15 protein-coding genes, 1 pseudogene and 1 other annotated feature are annotated in these 21,125 nt (G+C 64.0%); of the genes and pseudogenes, 6 read left to right on the plus strand and 10 right to left on the minus strand.

All coding sequences use genetic code 11. The annotated features are described in order from the left end of the window. Window positions 1–399: 399 nt before the first annotated feature. From ACU5AX_RS13020 to mblB, 3 genes are read right to left on the minus strand one after another with little or no spacing between them, the layout of a single operon-like run. Window positions 400–1,083 carry a hypothetical protein gene (locus tag ACU5AX_RS13020; RefSeq protein WP_446691266.1) on the minus strand — a complete coding sequence of 228 codons (684 nt, stop codon included), beginning with the start codon at window positions 1,081–1,083 and terminating at the stop codon, window positions 400–402. Beyond that, the gene (gene cap2-3 / locus ACU5AX_RS13025) at window positions 1,076–3,346 is read right to left on the minus strand and encodes an anti-phage 6A-MBL system cap2_3 protein (protein WP_446691267.1); all 2,271 of its coding nucleotides are present in this window, start codon (window positions 3,344–3,346) and stop codon (window positions 1,076–1,078) included. The genes ACU5AX_RS13020 and cap2-3 overlap by 8 nt, the downstream gene beginning before the upstream one ends. Continuing rightward, window positions 3,346–4,521, minus strand: a complete 1,176-nt coding sequence (gene mblB / locus ACU5AX_RS13030) for an anti-phage 6A-MBL system MBL-fold protein (RefSeq protein WP_446691268.1) — start codon at window positions 4,519–4,521, stop codon at window positions 3,346–3,348. Before mblB ends, cap2-3 begins: the two co-directional genes overlap by 1 nt. Before the next feature lie 282 nt (window positions 4,522–4,803). Between mblB and ACU5AX_RS13035 the strand changes: the two genes are divergently transcribed. The 5 genes and pseudogenes from ACU5AX_RS13035 (at window position 4,804) to ACU5AX_RS13055 (ending at window position 8,296) form a co-directional block, all read left to right on the plus strand. Beyond that, window positions 4,804–5,097, plus strand: a complete 294-nt coding sequence (locus ACU5AX_RS13035; protein ID WP_446691269.1) for a hypothetical protein — start codon at window positions 4,804–4,806, stop codon at window positions 5,095–5,097. Continuing rightward, on the plus strand, window positions 5,094–5,606 hold the full coding sequence (locus tag ACU5AX_RS13040) for a helix-turn-helix domain-containing protein (protein WP_446691270.1): 513 nt from the start codon (window positions 5,094–5,096) through the stop codon (window positions 5,604–5,606). Before ACU5AX_RS13035 ends, ACU5AX_RS13040 begins: the two co-directional genes overlap by 4 nt. Window positions 5,607–5,616: 10 nt before the next feature. Further along, entirely contained in the window at window positions 5,617–6,138 is a 522-nt protein-coding gene (locus tag ACU5AX_RS13045; RefSeq protein WP_446691271.1) for a hypothetical protein, read from the plus strand. 200 nt (window positions 6,139–6,338) lie between these two features. Beyond that, window positions 6,339–6,781: pseudogene (locus ACU5AX_RS13050) on the plus strand (IS6 family transposase); the annotation flags it as partial. 297 nt (window positions 6,782–7,078) lie between these two features. Continuing rightward, window positions 7,079–8,296, plus strand: coding sequence for a hypothetical protein (locus tag ACU5AX_RS13055; protein WP_446691272.1), 1,218 nt, complete (start codon window positions 7,079–7,081; stop codon window positions 8,294–8,296). Between the two features lie 236 nt (window positions 8,297–8,532). Here ACU5AX_RS13055 and ACU5AX_RS13060 read toward each other — a convergent pair whose 3' ends face one another. Next, complete coding sequence (locus ACU5AX_RS13060) at window positions 8,533–10,029, minus strand: SulP family inorganic anion transporter (RefSeq protein WP_446691273.1); 1,497 nt, start codon at window positions 10,027–10,029, stop codon at window positions 8,533–8,535. A gap of 60 nt (window positions 10,030–10,089) precedes the next feature. After that, window positions 10,090–10,145, minus strand: a sequence feature (sul1 is cis-regulatory element that is thought to sense ions involved in sulfur or methionine metabolism; They are found in Alphaproteobacteria). Between the two features lie 236 nt (window positions 10,146–10,381). On the opposite strand from ACU5AX_RS13060, the gene ACU5AX_RS13065 reads away from it, so the two are divergent. Further along, window positions 10,382–12,748 carry a membrane-bound PQQ-dependent dehydrogenase, glucose/quinate/shikimate family gene (locus ACU5AX_RS13065; RefSeq protein WP_446691274.1) on the plus strand — a complete coding sequence of 789 codons (2,367 nt, stop codon included), beginning with the start codon at window positions 10,382–10,384 and terminating at the stop codon, window positions 12,746–12,748. Between the two features lie 14 nt (window positions 12,749–12,762). Here ACU5AX_RS13065 and ACU5AX_RS13070 read toward each other — a convergent pair whose 3' ends face one another. The 6 genes from ACU5AX_RS13070 to ACU5AX_RS13095 form a co-directional block, all read right to left on the minus strand. Continuing rightward, a complete protein-coding gene (locus ACU5AX_RS13070) occupies window positions 12,763–14,004 on the minus strand; it encodes a DUF2254 domain-containing protein (protein ID WP_446691275.1) in 1,242 nt (413 codons plus the stop codon). A gap of 64 nt (window positions 14,005–14,068) precedes the next feature. After that, window positions 14,069–15,271, minus strand: a complete 1,203-nt coding sequence (locus ACU5AX_RS13075; protein WP_446691276.1) for a cation:proton antiporter — start codon at window positions 15,269–15,271, stop codon at window positions 14,069–14,071. Further along, window positions 15,268–16,833: a DUF389 domain-containing protein gene (locus ACU5AX_RS13080; protein ID WP_446691277.1), complete on the minus strand. Its 1,566-nt coding sequence runs from the start codon at window positions 16,831–16,833 to the stop codon at window positions 15,268–15,270. The genes ACU5AX_RS13075 and ACU5AX_RS13080 overlap by 4 nt, the downstream gene beginning before the upstream one ends. A gap of 37 nt (window positions 16,834–16,870) precedes the next feature. After that, entirely contained in the window at window positions 16,871–18,079 is a 1,209-nt protein-coding gene (locus ACU5AX_RS13085) for an Aq_097 family APC-type transporter (RefSeq protein ID WP_446691278.1), read from the minus strand. Between the two features lie 162 nt (window positions 18,080–18,241). Continuing rightward, window positions 18,242–18,937 (minus strand): DUF4396 domain-containing protein, encoded by a 696-nt coding sequence (locus ACU5AX_RS13090; RefSeq protein ID WP_446691279.1) that lies wholly within the window; start codon window positions 18,935–18,937, stop codon window positions 18,242–18,244. 330 nt (window positions 18,938–19,267) lie between these two features. Further along, window positions 19,268–21,088: a serine hydrolase gene (locus tag ACU5AX_RS13095; protein WP_446691280.1), complete on the minus strand. Its 1,821-nt coding sequence runs from the start codon at window positions 21,086–21,088 to the stop codon at window positions 19,268–19,270. Window positions 21,089–21,125: the final 37 nt, after the last annotated feature.

Consider the following 21,125-nt stretch of genomic DNA (forward strand, 5'->3'; position numbering starts at 1 on the left):
CCGATCTTGGTGGAGAGCGGCCTGTCCGCTTTCGGGCATCGATCACGATAAAGCGGACGCTCGTTCAGGCTGGAGGCCATGGGGCGTGAACGGGTTGTCCCCTCGAACCGCGAGCGAACTTGTGATGCGCCCTTTTGACACTTTGAAACCGGCACGAACCCGTGCGTCAACGGGGAGGATCACAACCGCCTTGGTCTGTTGAAAAATGCCGGACATGCCGGATTGCTTCTTCGTTTCACCCCTACCGTAAGAAGCGCCGCTATGATGGGATCAGACTGTCGCGGTGGGCGGGGAGGGGCGTCCCGTCGCACCATAGAAGCCACGTTGCCCGCAGACCACCTCTTGCGCCGCATCGATCGGTGTCCGTCAAACCGAGGGACGATCAATGCAAGCCGTTGGTCACGGTTGCGGTGCTGAGGCGGGTAGGTCGGGATCGGCCGCCGCAGTCAGGGCAAGAACATGTTGCACCATTCGCCAACCATAGTTTTTGGCAGATACCGCGCACAGGACATAGGCTCCCAAAAGGCAAGCGCCGTATATCGCAGAACGACCTATGTTGTCGTTGATCATCAGTGCAAGGATTGGCAGCGGCACGATCAAGAGCGCGGTGATCGTGCCGATATCTCGCGCCGCAAGGTATCGACGATGCGGGTCGCAAACGCTGACGTCGTCCCGAAGCGGTTTATAGATCCGGTAGAACAACTGATTCTGCATCGCCGGATCGGTTGGGAGGGAGCCTAGCTTGCTTTGCAATGCCGTCATGTCGACGTGCGACGAGGTCGGACCGACGACGGTAAAGGCCCGCGCCCCAGGCAGGGGGTGGTTCCATCGTAGATGGATGAGCCGATCGCGCCAGTTGGGTGGAATCAATCCAAGCAAAATCAAAGAGGCGATGACAATCAGCCCAAGTGATGCCGATCCCGGCACTGCCATTGCTTCAAGCTTTGCGATCAAATGTACCGACCGAGCTTTGATGAGCTTGGCTGGTTCCATTGCCACCACCAGAAAGGCTGTTGCGTGGGCCATCATGGCGGCACGGATGAGCCAGGCGTTTTGCTCTTTGAGCGATTTGGTCTCAGCCACCGTTTGTATCCTTCGCGATCAGGGCGTGAAAGCGAAGCGGCGTTACAATCAGCAACACCGATGGTGGCGTACGCCCCGCCGCCAGCTCGGTCGCCGTCCGCCAGTCGAGCGCTGATGGGCCCTCGTCGGCAAGATGGCTGTGCCAGGTGCCAACATCGAAGAGCGTCCGTCCGCTAGCCTGATGGCGATGCTCGATTGCCTTCTGAAGGCCAGTAGTGCCGAGAACGAACAGGCCGGCAGAAAACGTGCTGTCAGCTGGTGCATCGAGCAGATCGACCACGGTGACCGTCTTCATCCGGGCACTGCTAAGGCCGACGAGCAGACCCCCGATCTCCGCATGCGGCGAGGCCGCGGCCGCTGACCTGATCTTTGCTGCAATGCGCTGGCTGATCCGCAGCTCCCAGCCGTCGGTACCCTCGATCGCGACGGTTTCGAAGGACGGTACGGTTTGGCGGGTCCAGCGCGTTGCGGGGGTATCGATGTCACAGACGCCAGTGACAATCAGGCCGTCGGCGTTTGGATGGTCAGCCGCGTGGTCGATCTCTTTGGAAAGGCCGGCTGTCATCATCGAGAGCTGCGCATCGTCGATGGTCATCGTCAACGATCCGCAGCCCTGGCCTATCTGAATTTCAGCGAGACCGGTTTCAGGGTCGGCAAGCAGCGCTACAGCCTCACCATCGGCCAGCGTGGCATACATCTCAGCCATCAAATCGTTGTGATTTGGGTTGTGAGTGGTTCCATCAACCAGCATGTAAGCCATGCGGCCGCGACCAAAGAGCGCCGCCTCGATATAGCGCGCACGTTCATTCGGACGGATCGCGGTGGATAACGCTTCACGCACCGCGAGAGAGGCAGTGGCGTTGACGACGATGCCTGTGCCTGCGGGAATAACTTTGGCCCGGTTAGCCTCGTCGCGCAGAGCTGACGCGATGTCATCCTGGTAGACTGTTGGCGACAAGCTGAACCCGACCAGCTCATCAGCGAGCGCCGCAGTCTTTGGCTGGCCTACCGCGGTAGGGGAGAGGGCGTGTCGCGCCATATTGTGCGGGCGAAGCCACCCCTCGTCGCTGATTGCGACGATCTGCTGCCCGGAGCGGGCGGCGTGCAGCGCTAGTTTCGAGCCGACGCTGCCGCAGCCGAGCAGCGCAAGCGCTGGCCGTTCGGGTACCCCTGCCAGCGTTCGCAGCAATGGCGCATTCAATGTCTGATAATGCAGAGCAGGTACGACCGGCTCATCGCCTCCACCGACGATTGGTGTCGTTCTCTGGTCATAGGGACGGATTTCAATGACGTACGGCAGTAATTCAATCGGAGAGGTTGATCCGATCAAATGAAAGGGTCGTTCGACGCACAAGACAATGCCAACTGGTATCGGCTGGTTAAGGTGCCAGCCCTGCCACGACCGTTCCAGATTTCTGAGAAAAAGATCGAGACCGCGACGGCAGCCCAGCGTATCAGCACGCGAACGAAGCTCATTGATCGTTGTGACGTCGTCGGGGGTGTAACGGTTGCTAACGTGGGTACCACCAGAGGGAGGCTTGTCGGCCCAGACAATCCCGATGATGGTATTCCCCGACGTGCCCCCTTTCGACATTGGCGAAACGCTGAACAGCGACTTGTCCGTCGTACTGAGCGGCGTTTTAACGCCATCGCTGTTGATCCAAACCGAAGCACCATCAAGCAGCGTCGCGTCCTCGGCCCCCATTCTACCGAAACGGCTACGCCAAGCTACATAGCCGCCGGCCTTCAGCCGGCTGGCACGCATGGTCTCTGCGTCGAAGGCCAATGTATTGCTCAACCCACGCCGCATGGCCGGTTCCCAGCCTTGCACTGGGTCGATCAGATGGTTGATCGCGGCCTTGCGCAGCCAGACAGCAACCTGTTCGACAAGATGGAACACGCCATACTCGACCAAGCCGAACTGAAGGAAAAACTCGTCTTGATTGCCATCGACAAGGCATGGCCTGGGCGGCGCGTCAGCGCCGCCCGGGTGAAGATGGGGGAAGTTACGCGGGAAGTCCGCGCGAAGGCGCACCTGAGGAGAGCGCCAGGGATAATCAGACGGGATACGCAGCGTGACCGGCTCAACAATCCGGACGCCGGTGTCGCTGCCGCCATCCGCCTGAAAGTGGAGGGGCATTTCGACCCTCAGATCGATGCGAACCTCATTATCGCCGATGACCTCGCCACCGGCGAATTCCGGGTGGCTTGCCGCGACCCGGAGGATGTCATCCGCCGGGGCTGCCGGTTTCGGAGAGGCCATCAGGAGCGGCCGTGCGGCCGTGCCTGTGCCGCCGTTGCGCCGATTCCCAACGCCGTTGCTGCCGCCTTGCCGGCATTCATGACCGCCTTGACGATGCCACTAGCGCCGATCTCGTAGCGCAGCGGCTGCTGTTCATCTTCCCAGACGTCGGTGACGCACCGGAAGCGATCATCCTTGCCCTCAACGATCGAGATGTACTCGCGCTTGGCGCGATCGCTCGGCGGATCGGCATCCTCAGGATCGATATGTTCGCAGCTGGCGACGATGACGGCGCCTTTGCGGATTTGCGCCAACGCGGTGCGGGCGCTCTCACATACCTCGGCTTCCTCTCCCCAGGTCGAGTAGCTGTCATAGCTCAGGCTATGCCAGGAACAATGGTGCGGCGCCTGAAGGATATCGTAGCTCAGCCAGTCGGCATGCGCTGCCCCATGCTTGTCCCACAGGCGTTCCCAGATCGCGACCTCCGCGTCTCCGCCGGTCAGGAAGCGGCACTTGTCGGCATACCCGGCCCCGCGGATCGAAAAGCGCAGAATGACTGACGACCGGTTTTTTGCCAGCAGTTCCACCAGTTCTTCATCGTCGCCTTGCGGCATCGGAGCCAGGAGACGAGCTTCAAAGGCGCCAGCGGTGACGCGGTTGAGGCTGGACACGACATCGTCGGTCTTTACGACGATCCCCAAGATGTCATCGGTCTTACCCTTGATGTCCTCGCCCAAAATCTGGATACGATCGCCCTCGATCCCGGTCGCCTTGGTGGTACGATACAGCGCTACCCGGCGCCGGGCTTCTTTTGCCCAGGCCTTGGCATCGTCACATAGCGTGTGCGTCATCGATGCCCGCCGAAACACGATGGGCGACGACCACATCTCGCGGATCAGGATCTTGTCGTCGGCCTTGACCCAGTCATCGGGGGGTCCGAGGTGAAAGTGCTTCGACAGACCACAGATATGGTCCTTGTCGGGATGGGTGTTGAGAAAACCATCGACGAAGAGCCGACCCTTCTCGTCGCGCTTCAGTTGCTCGCGCAGCAGGCTCATGACGTCGGGTGTGTCATCATCCGGGTCGTCGGCACCCTTGCGGATGTGGATGTCGATCAGCAGCGTCTGATCATTGTCGAACCGCAGCAGCGTCATGTCGCCATTGCAGACCGGGTAAAACGTGATGGCAGCCGTCATTGTGTCGTGTCCTTCCTACCTGAACCCTGACACGAACACGTCCCCGAATGGCCGCGCCAGCTTTAGCTATATGTTAAGCATGCCATCGAGATTCAAGCCGTCCAATGGTGACAAGAATGGCAGTGGACGCGTGCGAGCTTAACACGTACCTTAAGTGATGAGGTGCAGATGGGCTCAGCCGAGCGATCACCAGCCGAGCATGCCGAGGTGCGAGTCGATGGGCCTCGGCGCTGCATCGCGATGCGTGCCAGTGACTGGGCGCGGTTGCACCATGCCATACCTGTGACGGTGTTCGCACGGCTGATGGGGCTGTTCCGCCGGTTCTGTAATGGCTGTGATCATCTCCCTGAACAGGCCTTTCGGCGCGTAGCGGGTGACCAGCATGGTCGCCTGGAGGAGTTTATCGCAACCGACGTTCAGGTGGTCGGTCGTCGTGGCACTGACGAGGCGCGTCAGACATTTTTCGTAACAGAGGTGCGTATTGCCCGCGTCGTGGACCCGGTTCTCCAGCCGGTCGCGGCGCTGCAAGTGATGCTGCCACTCGAACTAGTTGTACAGAAGGAACGTGAGCGATGACTGAGATAGGAGCGGGCATAACGGCAGGAAGTGCGGTGACGTGCGATGTCGACACGCTTGCCGTCGAACTCGCAGAAGCCGAATTCATCGTTGCGGTCCAATCAGAAATACAGCGAGTGATGAACGAAAGAGGCTTGCGTGCTCGTGACCTTTCGAAACGATTAAATGTCTCGGAGGCGCGGGTTAGTCAGATGTTTGGCGAGCAGGCCAAAAACCTAACCATACGAACCATCGCAAAAATATTCTACCATTTAGGACAAAGTCCTGTCCTCATGACGCAATGCCAATTAGAAAATATTATCGCTCTGTCGAGAGGTGAAGCTACGGACGGTAACCAGCACTGGACAGTTTCAGGGCTCGTTAACGATATACAAATTGGTTCGAACATCGTGGTAACGCACGATGAGACTGCCCTGGCGTCGCCAGATCGCGGCCGATTGGTGGATCGTTGGGCGCGGGCCGAAGAAGCCGATACTAGGCGGGTCCGACGGCTTGCGGTTGCGGGCTAGGATCCAGACCTTGGCCCAAGATGCCGCAAGCATGGACCCTAGTGTCTACAATAGCCTGGTTGCACGTGCACACTTGCGCAGCATCCGTATGACAACCAGTGAGTTCGATATGAAGCCCGAGGCGCTGGATCTCGATCCCGACGCATGGCGCAACAATGTCGTCGCGGGCGTACTTGACAGCTTCCTCGAAAATGAAAACGGATCGCTGTATGGCGTTTTCAGCTTCAAAGTCGTTTGCCGCTACGGTCGCAAGCGCGTGCTGTCTATCGGCGCGACCTATCTTGCGAGTTATCGCATCCACGGGGCCTGCGATGAAGGTGCATGCGAGCTTTTTATTGAACGAGTCGGCAAGGTCGCAACGTATCCCTATTTCCGTAGCCTGGTTGCAACGCTGACCGGGCAAGCCGGCCTGATGATGCAACCGTTGCCAGTGCTGAGCTTTGCGCCCCGGTCAATCGATTCCGCGGCCGTCCTTGAGCAAGGATCGCTGGCTGTGGGTACGCCTAAGCGGCGTCGTTTGCCTGCAAAGTGAGAGATTTGTAGGGATGTCGCGATAACCGCCACATCCCTATTGGTCAGCGGATCACCACGACCTTAGCACCGGCATCGCTGGCGACGGCTCCGTCAATCCAAGTGCACCGGATGGTAGGCGGGGCGGTGAAGGGGGCTTCAATGCCTCGTCCCCGCAAGCCTGCCTCGCCCTTCCATTACTTCAATTCGTCACCGTAGGTAATCCGGCTGGTCGTGATGATGTACGTCCGCTTCCCCCTGTCGCTGCGCAACGTCGAGGATCTGCTATTCGAGCGCGGCATCGACATTTGCCATGACACGGTGCTGCTCTGGTGGAACAGGTTCGGGCCGCTGTTCCCGGGTGATATTCGCCGCGCTCGGGTCAGCCGCATGCGTAAGTTTCGCCAATCGCAATGGCATCTCGACGAGATGTACGTGAAGCTCAACGGTGAGATGGTCTACCTGTGGCGCGCCGTCGATCACGAGGGTGAAGTGCTTGAGAGCTACGTTACGCGCAGCCGCGACAAGGCGGCGGCCCTGACCTTCATGCGCAAGGCGCTGAAGCCGCATGTCTCACCAGCGACCGTCACGACGGATGGGGTGCAAGCTATGGTGCTGCCATGGACGGGCTCGGCTGCCGTGACCGCCAGGAGATCGGTCGCTGGGCGAGAGCGACGCGGTTGGATGGGCAAGAATGGAGTGTCGCGCCCTTCTGATCGACTGGCCGCTACTCGCGATGCTGGTCGGTATGCACCGGGGCACGGCACGATCGCCGGAAGAGGATGTCGTGGCGGGACCGGCAACGCGGTTCCTGCAAGATCTGGTGCCGGCGATCGCGTCCGAGACGCCGCATGGGTTCGACGCGGCTGAATGAGGAGGCTGTCATGAGGCCGATGGGTCTGCCGTCCATTTTGTCCGGGCGGTAGATTGCGCCGGTTTAGGCCGCATCCTAGATTTGCCGCATGACCGATACGACCGACCTCAGCTCAATCGATCAGGGTACGCTCGACTGGGCGCATTCGATGCAGGCGCGCAACGCGGAGTATCTGCTCGGCAAGCTGGCGCGGCAGAATCATGGCGAGGCGATGGATCCGGCCTATCGCGATCGCCTGATGCGGGCCGCTGTTGAGGGTGGGATGGACCCGGCCGTCGCAGCGGCGGCCCTCGACCGGCCGGTTGGCGGCAAAGTGTCGGAGTTCGACGAGCCCGAAGCGCGGCGCTCGTCGAGCGATCTGGTCGAGGATCTGACCACGACAATGCGCAACGCGACCATGTCGACCGGCGACAGGCAGTTGCTCGTCTGGTCATTGGCGACCGGCCAGGTCAATGCCTTGTGCGCGGCAAACAGCTGGGATCCGACCTACTATCATATTTTCGTCGACCCGGACCTCCTGGTGTTCTGCAACGGGATCGGCAAGCTGCTTGCCGAGTGCTTCGCGCGCGAGAATGCGATGGTGGGCGACCAGCTCGATATGATCGGGTTGATGGCGAACGCGCAGAGTGAGGAGATCCAGCGCAGGGCGGTTGACCTGTTCGCATCCGCGGTGCTCAGAGGGACGCCCAGAGCGAGCAAACCATGGCCGCCGTCACCGGCCGCCTATAATTACGCGCAGCAATTGACGATGGCGCTTAATTTTTTCCCGCTCGCGCATGAGCTGGCCCATCTCCACCTCGGCCATGTTGAGGCCCCGGCGACGCAGGAGCGGCCGGTCGAGGGCCATGGCGATTTCCTCGTCTATGCGCAGGACGATGAATTCCAGGCAGACATCGTCGGCGCGCTAGTCACGATCGAGACGCTCAAGCGGCTCGAAGTACCGGGGCTGATGAACGCGCTCGCGCCGTATATCTTCCTGAAGAGCATCGCGCTTCTTGAGGCGTGTTTCGAGGTGTTCGAGGTGAGCGCCGGGGAGATGAGCGCGACCCATCCCAATTCGATCGACCGCGCGCGCAAGATGCGTGGGGCGATAGAATACATCATCGGGCGGGGGGAGCCAGTACCGCGCTACGCTAATGCGATGCGGGCGGTTGACCGTGTGCTCGACGCCTTCCTGTTCGGCTGCATCATGAACCTCCAACGGTTGAAAGCGGAGGGGCAGACGCCGCGCGAGCGGTTCCGGCTCACCGTCGCCGAATATGACGAGCGGATGGAGGCAGAATGGAAGTCGTCGGGGGCCGAATAGTCGATCGCCTAGCCGAACCGCTCGCGGTGGACGAAGTGTAGATTAGCAGAGTAATAACGTCCGATTTTGACAAGAGGCGCTGTTTGACACGCCGTAGGCGATCGGCAGGAAAGTCCCCAAGTGCGCCTTTTGGCGCCGCGATCGGGGGGGGGGGGGGCAGCGGGTTCGCTTTGCAAACATGAATGGATGACCGCTTTTTGGGATTGGAGATCGCAGGCTGAACGGCCGTGTATGGGTCAATGTGGTGCCAATCCCAACTCGACGCCGGTCTTGTCGTGCAACGCGAAGCGGTCGACGAGATCGGCGCTGGCCTGGTTGTAACCGATCACCTCGACGTCACGTCCGTCGCGGCGCAGGCGGACGACGATCTTGTCCAGCGCGGCGACGCCGGAAATATCCCAGAAGTGCGCGTGGGTCACATCGATCACCACGCGTCGCGTCGGTCCCTCCGCCCGGAACGCGCGGGTAAACCGGTCGACCGAAGCGAAGAAGATCTCTCCGGCGATGCGATAGGTCGCCTCGGCGCCGTCGGCGGTTTCCCGGCGCTCGACGGAGAACATCCGCCGCACCTTGCCCGCGAAGAAGATGCCGGACAGCAGAACACCGGCGAGGACGCCGAGTGACAGATCGCGCGTCGCGACGACGACAACGACCGTCGTCAGCATGACGACCGACGACGTCGGCGGATGACGACGCAGGTTGGCGATCGAGTCCCAGCTGAAGGTGCCGATCGACACCATGATCATGACGGCGACGAGCGCCGGCATCGGCACGCGCCCGACATAGGGGCCAAGCACCGCCAGCAGGAACAGCAGGAAGCCGCCCGCGACGAAGGTCGACAGGCGGTCGCGGCCGCCAGAAGTGACGTTAATGACCGACTGGCCGATCATCGCGCAGCCGCCCATGCCGCCGAAGAGGGCGGCGACCATGTTCGCTCCGCCCTGCCCGGCGCACTCGACCCGCTTGTCGCTATCGGTATCCGTCATGTCGTCGACGATCTGCGCGGTGAGCAGCGATTCGAGCAGGCCGACCGCCGCCATCGTCAGCGAATAGGGCATGATGATCCGCAGCGTATCGAGCGTCAGCGGCACATTCGGGAGGGCGATGCTGGGCAGCCCTTCGGGCAGCTTGCCCATGTCGCCGACCGTATGGACGCTAAGTCCCATGCCGATGCTGATTGCGCTCAGGACGAGGATGGCCACCAGCGGCGACGGCAAAGCCGTGGTGACGCGCGGCAGACCGTAGATGATGACGAGGCCGGCAGCGACCATCGCATAGGTATCCCATCCCACGTTGGTCAGCTGCGGCAGCTGCGCCATGAAAATCAGGATGGCGAGCGCGTTGACGAAGCCGGTGATGACCGAGCGAGAGACGAACTGCATGACGAGGTCGAGCCTCAGCATACCGGCCACGACCTGGATGAGCCCCATCAGGATGGTGGCGGCGAAGAGGTATTCGACGCCGTGCTCGCGGACGAGCGGGATCACCACGACGGCGACCGCCGCAGTCGCCGCGGAAATCATGCCGGGACGGCCGCCGAGCAGCGAGATCGTCAGCGCGATGGCCACCGACGCGTAGAGGCCCACGCGCGGGTCAACGCCGGCGATGATCGAGAAGCCGATCGCCTCGGGGATGAGGGCAAGCGCGACGACGATGCCTGCGAGCACGTCGCGGCGGGCGGCGGTGCCGTCAGTGAACCACTGGCGGCGGTAGGAAGCGAGATCGAATGTCATCAGGGATCCACATCAGGGCACATGGCGCGGCGGGGCAGCGCGGTCGGGTTGCATGTGTGATGTTGTCCGGCGGATCGGCGGCCGGAATAGCCACCCGGGATTTCACCGGGTCCTTGCGATTAGTCGCGCTTACTAGAGAAGGTCCGGGTTCAGGTGCAACCGCCTTTTCTCGGCTTGGAGGCCGCGGCCGTTTGCCGACGCTGCTGGCTTGGGAAATGCATGCCCGGCGTCCGAACGCCGGCATGCGCGTTCGAGAGACCAGGATTCCGTCTCGTTAGCCGGGGAAGCAACATCCTTCTGAGACTTCTGCCGGTTCCAGACGTTGGGGGCGAAACAGGCAAAAGGAATGGCGATGGCGCGGCTCTACAGGCTGGTGCTCGCATGGTGCGTGGCCATTCTCGGTGGCTTTTTCGCTGTCGCCGGCGGCGTTCTCGCCTCGCTTGGCGGATCGCCTTATTATTTGATCGCAGGCATCGCGCTGATCGTCAGCGGCGCATTGCTTGGCCGTGTGCCCCGGCTGGGGCGGTGGTTGTTTGTCGCGATCTGGTTCGGCACGCTGGTTTGGGCTGTGTGGGAAGTGGGGCTGGACGGACTGCAACTCGTCCCGCGTCTGCTCGCGCCGACGGTGCTGCTGGCGCTGGTGCTGCTGACCGGATGGCGGTCCCGGTCGTGGCGGTCGCATGCCCGGGCGATACCCGTCGCGGCGACGGTGCTGCTGGCGCTCGGGACCGGCGGCGTGCTGCTCCATGGCCGGGGCGTGGAGGCGCAGGGTGCAGCCGGCACCGCGCCATTGCCCGCCGCTCCAACCGGGGAAGCGGATGGCGACTGGCGCGATTATGGCGGCACGTTGTCGGGCCGGCGCTATTCGGCGCTCGCCGATATCACCCCGCAGAATGTCGGACGGTTGCAACTCGCCTGGACCCAGCGCACGGGCGACCTGCCGATGGCGGCCGAGACGCAGGAGCACAAGCGGGAATATCATTCCGAGGCGACGCCGATCCATATCGGCGACACGCTCTTCACCTGTACGCCGCACTCCTTCGTCCAGGCGATCGACGCGACCACGGGCAGGACCAAGTGGAGCTGGCACGAGGATGCGCCGATCGCCGGCAACAATTATCTGGTCTGCCGCGGCGTCACCTATTTCGAGGCGCCGGCGGGGACGCCGTGCCCGCACCGCATCTTCGCGCCGACGTTCAACGCGCGGCTGGTGGCGCTCGACGCCGAGACGGGTCGGCCATGCCCGAGCTTCGCGAACGGCGGGGCGATCGATCTGCGCACCAACATGGGGACGTCGAAGCCGTCGGATCAGATCGGCACCACGCCGCCGGTCGTCGTCAACAACCGGCTGATCATCGGCGAACGGATCATCGACAACGTCAATCGCGATATCCCCTCCGGCGTCGTGCGCGCCTATGATCCGGTTTCGGGTGCACCGGTCTGGGCCTGGGACGTCGGCCGCTCGCAGGACGCGATCGTGCCGTTGCCGGAGGGACAGACCTATACGCGCGGCACGCCCAATGTCTGGGGCGCGATCACCGCCGACGCGGCCAACGGCCTCGTCTATCTCGGCACGGGCAACGCCTCGCCCGATTATTGGATCGGGTATCGCCGGCCGTTCGACGACCGCTTCGGCTCGTCGATCGTCGCGCTCGACATCGCGACCGGCAAGCTGCGGTGGACGCGGCAGCTGGTCCACCGCGACATGTGGGACATGGACCTGCCCATCGGTCCGTCGCTGTTCGACTATCGCGCCCCCGACGGTCAGGTGATTCCGGCACTGATCCAGACCACGAAGATGGGGCAGGTCTTCTTCCTCAACCGCCTGACGGGCGCACCGCTCGCCCCGATCACCGAACGGCCGGTGCGCACCGATGGTGCCACCCCGGGCGTCCGGGTCTCACCGACCCAGCCCTTCTCGACCGGCATGCCCAGCTTCACCCCGCCGGCACCGACCGAAGTCGCCACCTGGGGCGCGACGCCGATCGACCAGCTCTTCTGCCGGATCGACATCCGTCGCGCGCAGGGTGCCGGCATCTACCAGCCGATGGGGCTGAAGCCGATCATCGGCCATCCGGCCTTCGACGGCGTCACCGACTGGGGTGGCGCGGCGGTCGACCCGGTGCGCGGCGTGATGACCGTCAACACGATGGAAATGCCGTTCAAGCTGTGGTTGATGCGTCGCGACGACCCGCGCGTGGCGCCGCTGATGAAGCGGAAGCAGGGCGGCGAGAACGCCATGCAGGCGCAACTTCAGACCCAGTACAACACGCCCTATGTCGCGGTGGTGAAGGCCTGGGTCGGCATCTTCGGCGCGCCCTGCGTCGCGCCAGCCTGGGGTCATCTGACCGCCGTCGACCTCGGCACGCGCAAGGTGCTGTGGCGCAAGGTGCTGGGGACGGCGCGCGACACCGGCCTGTTCGGGTCGCATCTCGGCGTGCCGGTGAAGACGGGCGTGCCCAATCTCGGCGGCTCGATCGTCACCGCAGGCGGCCTGGCCTTCATCGGCGCCACGACCGATCAGTATCTGCGCGCCTTCGACCTCAATACGGGCGAAGTGGTGTGGAAGGCGCGGCTGCCCGCCGGCGCACAGGCGACACCGATGACCTATCGCGGGCGCGACGGGCGGCAATATGTCGTCATCACCGCAGGCGGCCACGGCGCGTTGGGGACGCGTTACGGCGACTACACGCTGGCGTATGCCCTGCCGAAGAGCTGACGCTATCGCCCGCGTCAGTTTGCGAAGGCATCGCGATTCGTCCGCTCGACCAGCTCCCGGTCTGCGTCGCTGGTCAGCGCGGCGCGTGCCCGATCGACCGCATCGGAGGCTTCGTCCGCGATGACCTGTCGCGCTGCCGGCGCGTGTCGCGCTAGCGCTCCAAGCGCCTTCTGCAGGCGGACGCTGACTTCGACGATCGCGGCGCCGTCGCGCGTGATGGGCCTGCACCAGTCGTTGAGCAATGCGGCCAGCGGTATCGGTGGAACATGAACCCTGGCGGGTAGGGGCGTGATATGCTGCGGCCGATAGTCGAGCAGCCGCAGCATCACCCGGCTGCCGGCTTCGATCACCGCAATGGCGGTGCCGGGGTCGTTGACCGCAGGTGACAGCGCCCGCGACGCGATCTCCGACAGTACCACCAAGCCGAAGCGCGGATCGTGATCGAAGGCGCGCTGGTGCGCCAGCGTGAAGGCCTGCTGCACCTCTTCCACCGCCGCCTCATCGACGGTGCCGTCGATCAGCGCCATCGGCCGGCCGGGTTCGACCAGTCTGCCGGGGAGGGCAAGCACATAGATGTCGGTGTCCATCGCCTCGGCGATCCGCCCTAGCAGCGCGATGTCCATGTGGGTGACCCGCGCCATCGTCGGCGCCGGCACGGCCGTCCTGCCGCTCTGCTCGACCGCGGGCGGTTCGCCATCCAGCGCCAGCGGTACGGCGATCGTCTCCACCGCTGCCAGCGCTGCGCGCTCGACCCGGTCGATCGTGTCGGACACGCGACCGAACCGGGCAATATGCTCGATCCAGCGCAGCAGCGTTACGACGATGAACAGGATGACGAGGATCGTGCCGAAGAACAGGATGACACGGCCGGTGTCGCCATAAAGGCCGGTCGACAGCGCGACGATGCCTACGATCGCGAACAAGAAACTGCCGAGGAAGGTGGCGAGCGCATTCTGCGCGGTGCTGTCGTCGATCAGCAGCTGGACCGCGCGCGGCGTGATCGTGCTGGTCGCCCCCGAATAGGCCGATACCATCGCGGTCAGCGAGAAGGTCGTGACCGCCAGCATGCTCGAGGCGAGCATGGTGAGGATGCTGTCGACCGACTTGGATCCAACCGTCGCGGCAAAATGATAGGAAATAGTGTGACCCACCAATGCACCGGCAAGGGCCAGCGCCCCGCCGAACCCGCACATCAGCGCGGCCCTGAACCACATCCTGCGCGTGAGCAGGCGGATCAGCCACTGCCATCGCGTCATCGCCGCTCCCCTTTCGGCCTTTCCAAGCCCTGGCGACGGCGCGGAGTTCCGCAGCAGCGGCGCGTTAGTGTTCCGCCTCGTCCGATCCGGTCAATTGCCAGCGTCGGAGCAGGCGCGGCATCGTGAGCCCCTGTGCAAAAATCGAGAAGGCGACGACGCCGAAGGTGATGACGACGATCTGCCCGCGCTCCGCGATGCTGGCGGGTACCGCCAGGGCGAGCGCCAATCCTACCGCGCCCCTGAGGCCGCCCCAGACCAGCACGTGCTGATAAGTCGCGGGTAGTCGCAGCCCCGATCGCGCGAACGGCAGCACCAACGGATAGACGGCGGCCGCGCGGCCGATCAGCGTCAGGACGATCGCGACGACCAGCGGCAGCGATACCAACGCGATCGGCTGATGCGCCTCATGGCTGCCGATCAGCAGGAACAAGCAGGAATTGGCGAGAAAGGCGGCATAGGTCCAGAAATCCTGCACATGCTGCCGGCCGGCTACCGAGATCGAGCCGCGGGGCCCGACATTGCCGACGATAAGGCCTGCCGCGAGCGCGGCGAACACGCCCGACGCATGGACATGTTCGGCGAGCAGGAACGATCCCCAGGCGACGACTGTGGTCAGCGTCACCTCGACCAGATGATCCGCCGTCCGACCCGCGATGGTCAGCACCACGAAGCCGATCGCAGCCCCGATCACAAGCCCGCCGGCGACCGTCCACAGCAGCGCGAGCGACGCGCCCGATGCGGTCAGCGCCTCGCCGTTGGCGATGCCGACGAGAATCGCGAAGCCGACCGCCGCGACACCATCGTTGAGCAGGCTTTCGGATTCGACCACCATGCTGAGCCGCGGTTCGGCCTTCATCTCCTTGAAGGCGGCGATCACCGAGACCGGATCGGTCGCCGCGATCAGCACCCCGAAGAAGGCGGCGCCGAGCATGCTCCAGCCGAGCAGCAGGTGCATGCCGCCCGCGACCACGGCACCGCTGATCGCGACGCCGACGAAGGCGAGCACCAAGGTCAGCGGCATTTCCCTTCGGAAGCGCGACCAGCGGAGCTGCATCGCCGCCTCGAAGATCAGCGGCGGCAGGAAGACGTTGAAGATCAGCTCTCGCGACAGCGGCAGCTCGGCACCGACCGGCAGATAGGCGAGGCCGATGCCGGCAAGCACTAGACCGGCCGTATAGGGCAGCCCGATCCGCCGCGAGACCATCGCCACCAGCGAGGCGACGACCAGTAGCGTACCGAGTTCGGTCAGGCCGATGTCGCCGCTCATCGGCCGCCCCCCGCCACCGGCGTCAGCGCGAATTGACGGCCCGCGGCGGGGGCGGGCTGTGGCGCAATGCCCTGCTGCCGCAACAGACCAGCGATGGCCAAGGCGCGCCGCTGACTGAGACTGGGCGCGGCAGGCGGTGCGCCGGCGGGCAGCCCCGGCACGGTGAGCGCCGAGACGTTCCAGCGATGCGCCGCCCACGCCGAGGTGGCGACGGCATCGCTCGCCACCGCGTCGAGCGTGTCGGCGCCGCCGGCGAAGGCGATCGTTGGCAAGGGGCCCTGCGGCGGGACGATCGCGACGTCCCAGTCGTCGCTTTGCTCGGCCGCGCGCCGTTCGAGCGCGCGATAGGTCGCGACGCTCGCCCCGGGCAGCGGGGCGGCCGCCGCCACCGCACGATGATGGTCGCGGTCGATCGTCACGGCGTCGGGCGTGATGCCGGTGATCAGCGCGATACCGTTCGCCAGATCGGTAACCCGCTGCGCGGCGGTATTGGTAGCTTCGCCGGCCTGGCGCAGCTCCTCGCGCTGCGCAGCGAGCGCATCGGCTCCCGCGCCGAGCAGGATCTGGTCGAGATTGAGCCGCACCGGCCGATCGAGCGCCTGCGCCAGCGCCGCCTGGATCGCGCTGGTCTTCTGCATCGAGCGGCGCGGGGTGATGACAACCGCGCGCACGACGATCGGCTCTGCGGTGAAGTCGATGTCGAGCTGGGTCACGCGCGCGTCGGCGCCGAATCGGTCCGACAGCAAAGAGCGGGTCTGCGACGTCGCCAGCGCCTCGCGGCCGATCCGGTTGAGCGAGATGCCGAGCGGGATCGCCATGCCGACGAAGACCAGCACCAGCACCACGGTCTGCATCCAACCCTGGCGACGGGACAAATGATGGCCGAAGCCGTAGAAGCGCGCCATGACCGTCGCCGACAGCGCGATGGTGATGAAGTTGGTCACGAACAATGCGAAAGCGCCCATGCCGACCGGCGCGTTGCGCGTGGCGAGGCCGTATCCTACTACCGCGAGCGGCGGCATCAGCGCGGTCGCGATTGCGACGCCGACGATGGTGTCACCGCGCCCCCGGATGATCGCGAACGTGCCGGCCAGCGCGGCGAACAGCGCGACGGCCAGGTCGAACAGATTGGGACGCGTGCGCGCGACGATCTCGGCGGTCGGCGCCTGCAGCGGCGAGGCGAGGACGAGCAGCGCGGTAAAGGCGATCGCGAGGGCAGAGCCCAGCGCCAGCGCCTTGAGCGACCGCCGGAGTTCGCGGAAATCGAACAGCGCGAGGCTGAAGCCGAAGCCGAGGATGGGGTTCATCAGCGGCGAGATCAGCATCGCGCCGATGACGACCGCCGGCGACGACAGCAGAAGGCCGAGTTCGGCAATGCCGGCCGACATCATCGTCATGAAGGCGAAGCGCGCGGTCCAGCCGCTCTCCTCGACAACGCGTGCCAGCACCGCTTCGTGATCGACGCGACCGACCACCGACCTGCGCCACCAGCGATAAAGCGCGAGGCGGCCGAGCTGCTCGGAGGCCGCGTGCTGGTCGATGGGGAGGGTGGGGGAGGTCATCGGCGACTGTGTTTCCTGCGAGCTTGTCGGGAGGAGGTCAGCTTTCGGCCGGCGCGCCGACCGCGACGGCGGTCAGGCAGATCAGGCCGATCGCGAGGAAACCGAAGCGGTGGCGCCAGTCGCCGACGCCGTTGCGCCGCGCCACCGCGAACGCCAGCGCGCATTGCAGCGCGTAGAACAGAGCGAAGGCGCGCGACGACAGCGCCACCACCTGGAACGGATCGGTCAGCCAGACGACGGCGATCGCCAGCAAGCCGGCGAGTGCGAATGCCAGCGGCACGGGCACCCGGCGTCGCGACACCTCGTTGATCAGCCCGCCCGCGCCGATTGAATCGGCGACGGCTGCGCTAAGCTGGCTCGATACCGCGCCGGCGAGCACAAACACACCCAGCGCTGGGGCGATCAACTCCATGATGTCGAGAATGCCCGCGACGCCCTCCGTCTGCGCAGCGCGCGACAAGAAGGGTGTCAGCAATGCGATGAAGGCCAGATAGATGGCAGAGGCGATCCATTGCGCATGGCGCATCGTCCTGATCCGCAGCTCGGCGGGATAGTCGTGGCCAAGATAGCGCGACGTCTCGAACCCCTGCACCGTGATGATCAGTCCGAGCAGTATCGGCAGGCTGGCCCAGCCCACCCGCGCCGGCGGCAGCGGCTGGACTGCGCCGCTCGTCGCCCAGGCGATGCCAAGGGTCACCAGCAGACCGGCGATGATGCCGATCTTGATCGACACCGTACCATGCGCGACATGCTCGACCTTGCGCAGATCGCCGCCGAGCGCGAGCAGGGTCATTGCCGCGATCAGCACAGTGACGACGATATTGGCGATGAGCGGTTGCCAGGCCGGATCGACCGCGATCGGCTTCAGCGAAAACTCCGCCAGCAGCTTCAGATAATAAGCGACCGACACGGCATAGGCGAGGGCGAGCACGCCCTGGGTGATGCGCGCCGCCCAGGCGATCGGATCGGCGAATGGAGCGGTCGCCAGATGATCCTCGACATGGCGGATGTTGAAGCGGATCACCCATCCGGCGGCATAGGCAATCGCGAGCAGCGCCGCCATGGCAAGCAGGGCCGCGCCGCCGAATTCGCGTGCTAGCAACGGCCCGCAAATTAGAAAGCCCGAGCCGATGATCGACGCCAGAGGGGTCACCGTCGCGCGCCAGCCGTCCGATCGTGCGAAGGGGCTGAACGTCAGCAATGCCGCCACGATGATCGAGACGCCAAGCGCGATGATGACGATCATGGGGAACTCCGGCGACTGGATCAAAGCGGCAGCTCTGAAGCCACGGTAGGCGGGCGTGCTATCCTCGGGATCACGCCAGTGCCTGTCAACCGCCGCGCCATATCTCAGCTGTCAGCGGCCTTTCGATCTCTGTCAGGCACGACCTATAATGCGCAATTGCCGCTACATCGCCTCCTTGACGCCCGTCCGCACGAGCAGCCAATTCATCGGGTAGCTTGTACAGAAGCCGGCCAGCATTGCGATCTGCATGGCGAACCAGAATTCTGGCTGGTCGGCTGTGGCCAAGCCGCCGAACTGCCGCTGGAACCACAGGAACTGGATCAGCGCCATTCCGCCGTACATGCCCACTTGCCAGGCACTGATCGACAATATGTCAGCTTTGATGGCCGCCTTCAGGCCGTCGCCCGGCGAGAGATGCCGCATCGGAACGATACTCCAATATTGGAATCCGATACCGAACAGGAAGGCCAGCAGGAAGTCCGGTATCCACAGGGCGAACATCCGCGTACTGAACAGCGTACCGTAGCCGAACCATAACGCTATCGAAGGCAGGGCAAGGGCGATCCCCTCCGCCACGATGTCGCCGAGCGTGCAGCCAGCGCCGCAGTGGCTGGCCCCTTTTAAGATGGAAACGGCAAACGGATCGTCATTGTCCTGCCGGGTAGAGCGCCCCCAGCGGTAGTAGATTGCGAGCCACAACACGCTCCCGAAGAGCGCGGTTAGTGGCCACACCACCGCCATAACGGCCATCTTCGGCGGATGGCGCCACACATCCAGCGCGATGGTGACGGCGCAGATTACCGCCAGCGACAGTGACAGGATCGCCGCGAGGTGGATGGTGGCAGAAAAGTGCGGCATCGTGGCATAACGCTCCGTCAACCTTCTAGATGCGGCGCGTGATGCGTGCGGCTACAGATGGAGCGTCGATACGGTCGTTCGGCCTGTCGTTGCACTCCGCCCGACTTCCGCTTCATCAAAAGCGAAGCCATGCTCTTTAGCTGGACGACATCGGCGCCCACTTTAGCTGGCCCCAGTGCAACCTCTTCGGTTGTGCGCCCCGAAGCGCAGTCGAAGACTCTTCAACCGCGGCATCGAAGATTAACAAATGGCAGAAGATGGGGAGTAGGCGGATGGCGACGAATGACCGCTTCTGGGTCTAATCGGTCCAGATGATGCAAATGGGCGGCATCAACGCCGGCGAGTGGTCTTAACCTGCAACTCAGCTTTTCCGTCGGCCCGCGATCGCCACGAGAATCGAAGCCGCATCGGTTCGCTTACGCTTATACGGATATTACCACCGTGGGGGACGAGCGAGATTGGCATCCCGTCAGGTCGCACTGGCTCTCCATCGCTCGTACCGTAATCAGCCGCACGCCAGTCGTCCGATGCGACCTTGAACTGATATCCGCCTGGAGCGAGCTCGAGGTCTATCGTCCAGATGTTCCCGGACGTGTGATTGAATGGCGCGGTGGTAGACCACCCATTCATCGATCCGCGAAGATAAAGGGGGACATCTCTCCGCGCGGGATCGAGGGCTGCGGCGCGTTGTAGGGTGAGCAGCGGGCCACCCTCGATGATGCGAAAGCTTCGGTAGTCGGGCGCGAACTCGATTAGGATTCCGCTCGCGTCAGTGCGGAAGCGCGAGGCCCCGACCGATACCAGCCGCTCGGGACGCGGCCCACCGGTCTGTGCGAACAGGCCATCAGCGCGCGCGTCGAGGAAGACGGAGATCCCGTCGCCTTCGTACAGCCCGGCCAATGCGGCGATTTCGTCTTGTGAGAGAGGGCGTTCGACATGTTGTTCGGAGGCTAATTCCTTCCACCCGTAGTCGGTCGCCACAGCCCGCACGATCTCGTCGGCGAGACGCTTCCCCTTGTCGCCGTTAGTAAGGACGACTACGCCCTCGCCCTTCACGACATAGGCGACCATGGTGGATTGATACCCTTCGTTGACACCGTCGTGGCCGAAGCGGCGACCCTGAGCCTTTCCAGACAGCGATGGCCCCAGGCCCCAATCACCCATGACGGGCGACACCATCATGCGTGCAGTTCCGGGCCGGAGCCGGCGTCCCGTATGACCCGCCACCGCCTCCTGCTGATCAATCAGGAAACGCGCCAAGTCGCCTGCCGTGGTCCAAAGTCCCGCCGGACCGAGCTCAGGATAGACATGATAGCCACCTGGAATGATTCGTCCGTCGACGTGACCCAGCGCGGCGTTCGCCAGAATCTCGGGCGAAGGCGGTTGCGCGAAGGCGCTCCGTTTCATTCCGAGCGGGCGAAGCACTTCTCGCTGTGCCAAGGCGGCAAAGGGTAGGCGAGCCGCGTCGCTTAGGATGGTCTGAATGAGCACGTAGCCGCCGCCTGAATATTGCCACTGCGCACCGGCGGGTAGGATGCTGCGAAGCGGCTCATGACTGGCTGGTGGCTCGCCAGCTAAAATTTGCGCTTCGGTCGGAAGCGGCGCGCCGGGCACGTAGCCGGGGAAGCCTTGCAGGTTTAGACCGGCCGTATGGCTAAGCAGTTGGCGCAACGTCACGCCAGTCGGCGCGAGCTTCGGATCGGATGGCAGTCGCCAGGTTCGAAGCTCGCGGTTGACGTCCCGGTCGAGCGAGACGACGCCGCGGTCGGCAAGCCGGAGTGTGAGCACGGCCGTTACCGCCTTGCTGATCGATGCGGCTTGAAAGACGGTGTCAGGCGTTACCGGCGCACAGCTCTCGACGTCACGGACGCCCCAACCCCGCGCCCAGGAGATTTGCCCGTGATGAATGACGGCGACGCTGACGCCGGGGACGTTGTAGGCGCGCATGCGCTCGGCCAGCGTCGCCGGTTGAGTTCCTACCCGTACGATGGCGGGGAGAAGTTCTGTTTCGACATGGCGGGTATGCACATTGGTGATCCCGCCAGCATGCCGGGTGGGGGTGGCGCAGCCGTTGACCGGTGGCCGAGCCCAAACGCCCATGCTCGAGGCTAGCCCGGCGCACGTCGCACCGAGCAGAAGCATCCTGCCCATCAGAACTTCCTTCCCAGGAACTGAGATTTAAGTATGC

This window comes from Sphingomonas benefaciens (genome assembly GCF_052907485.1).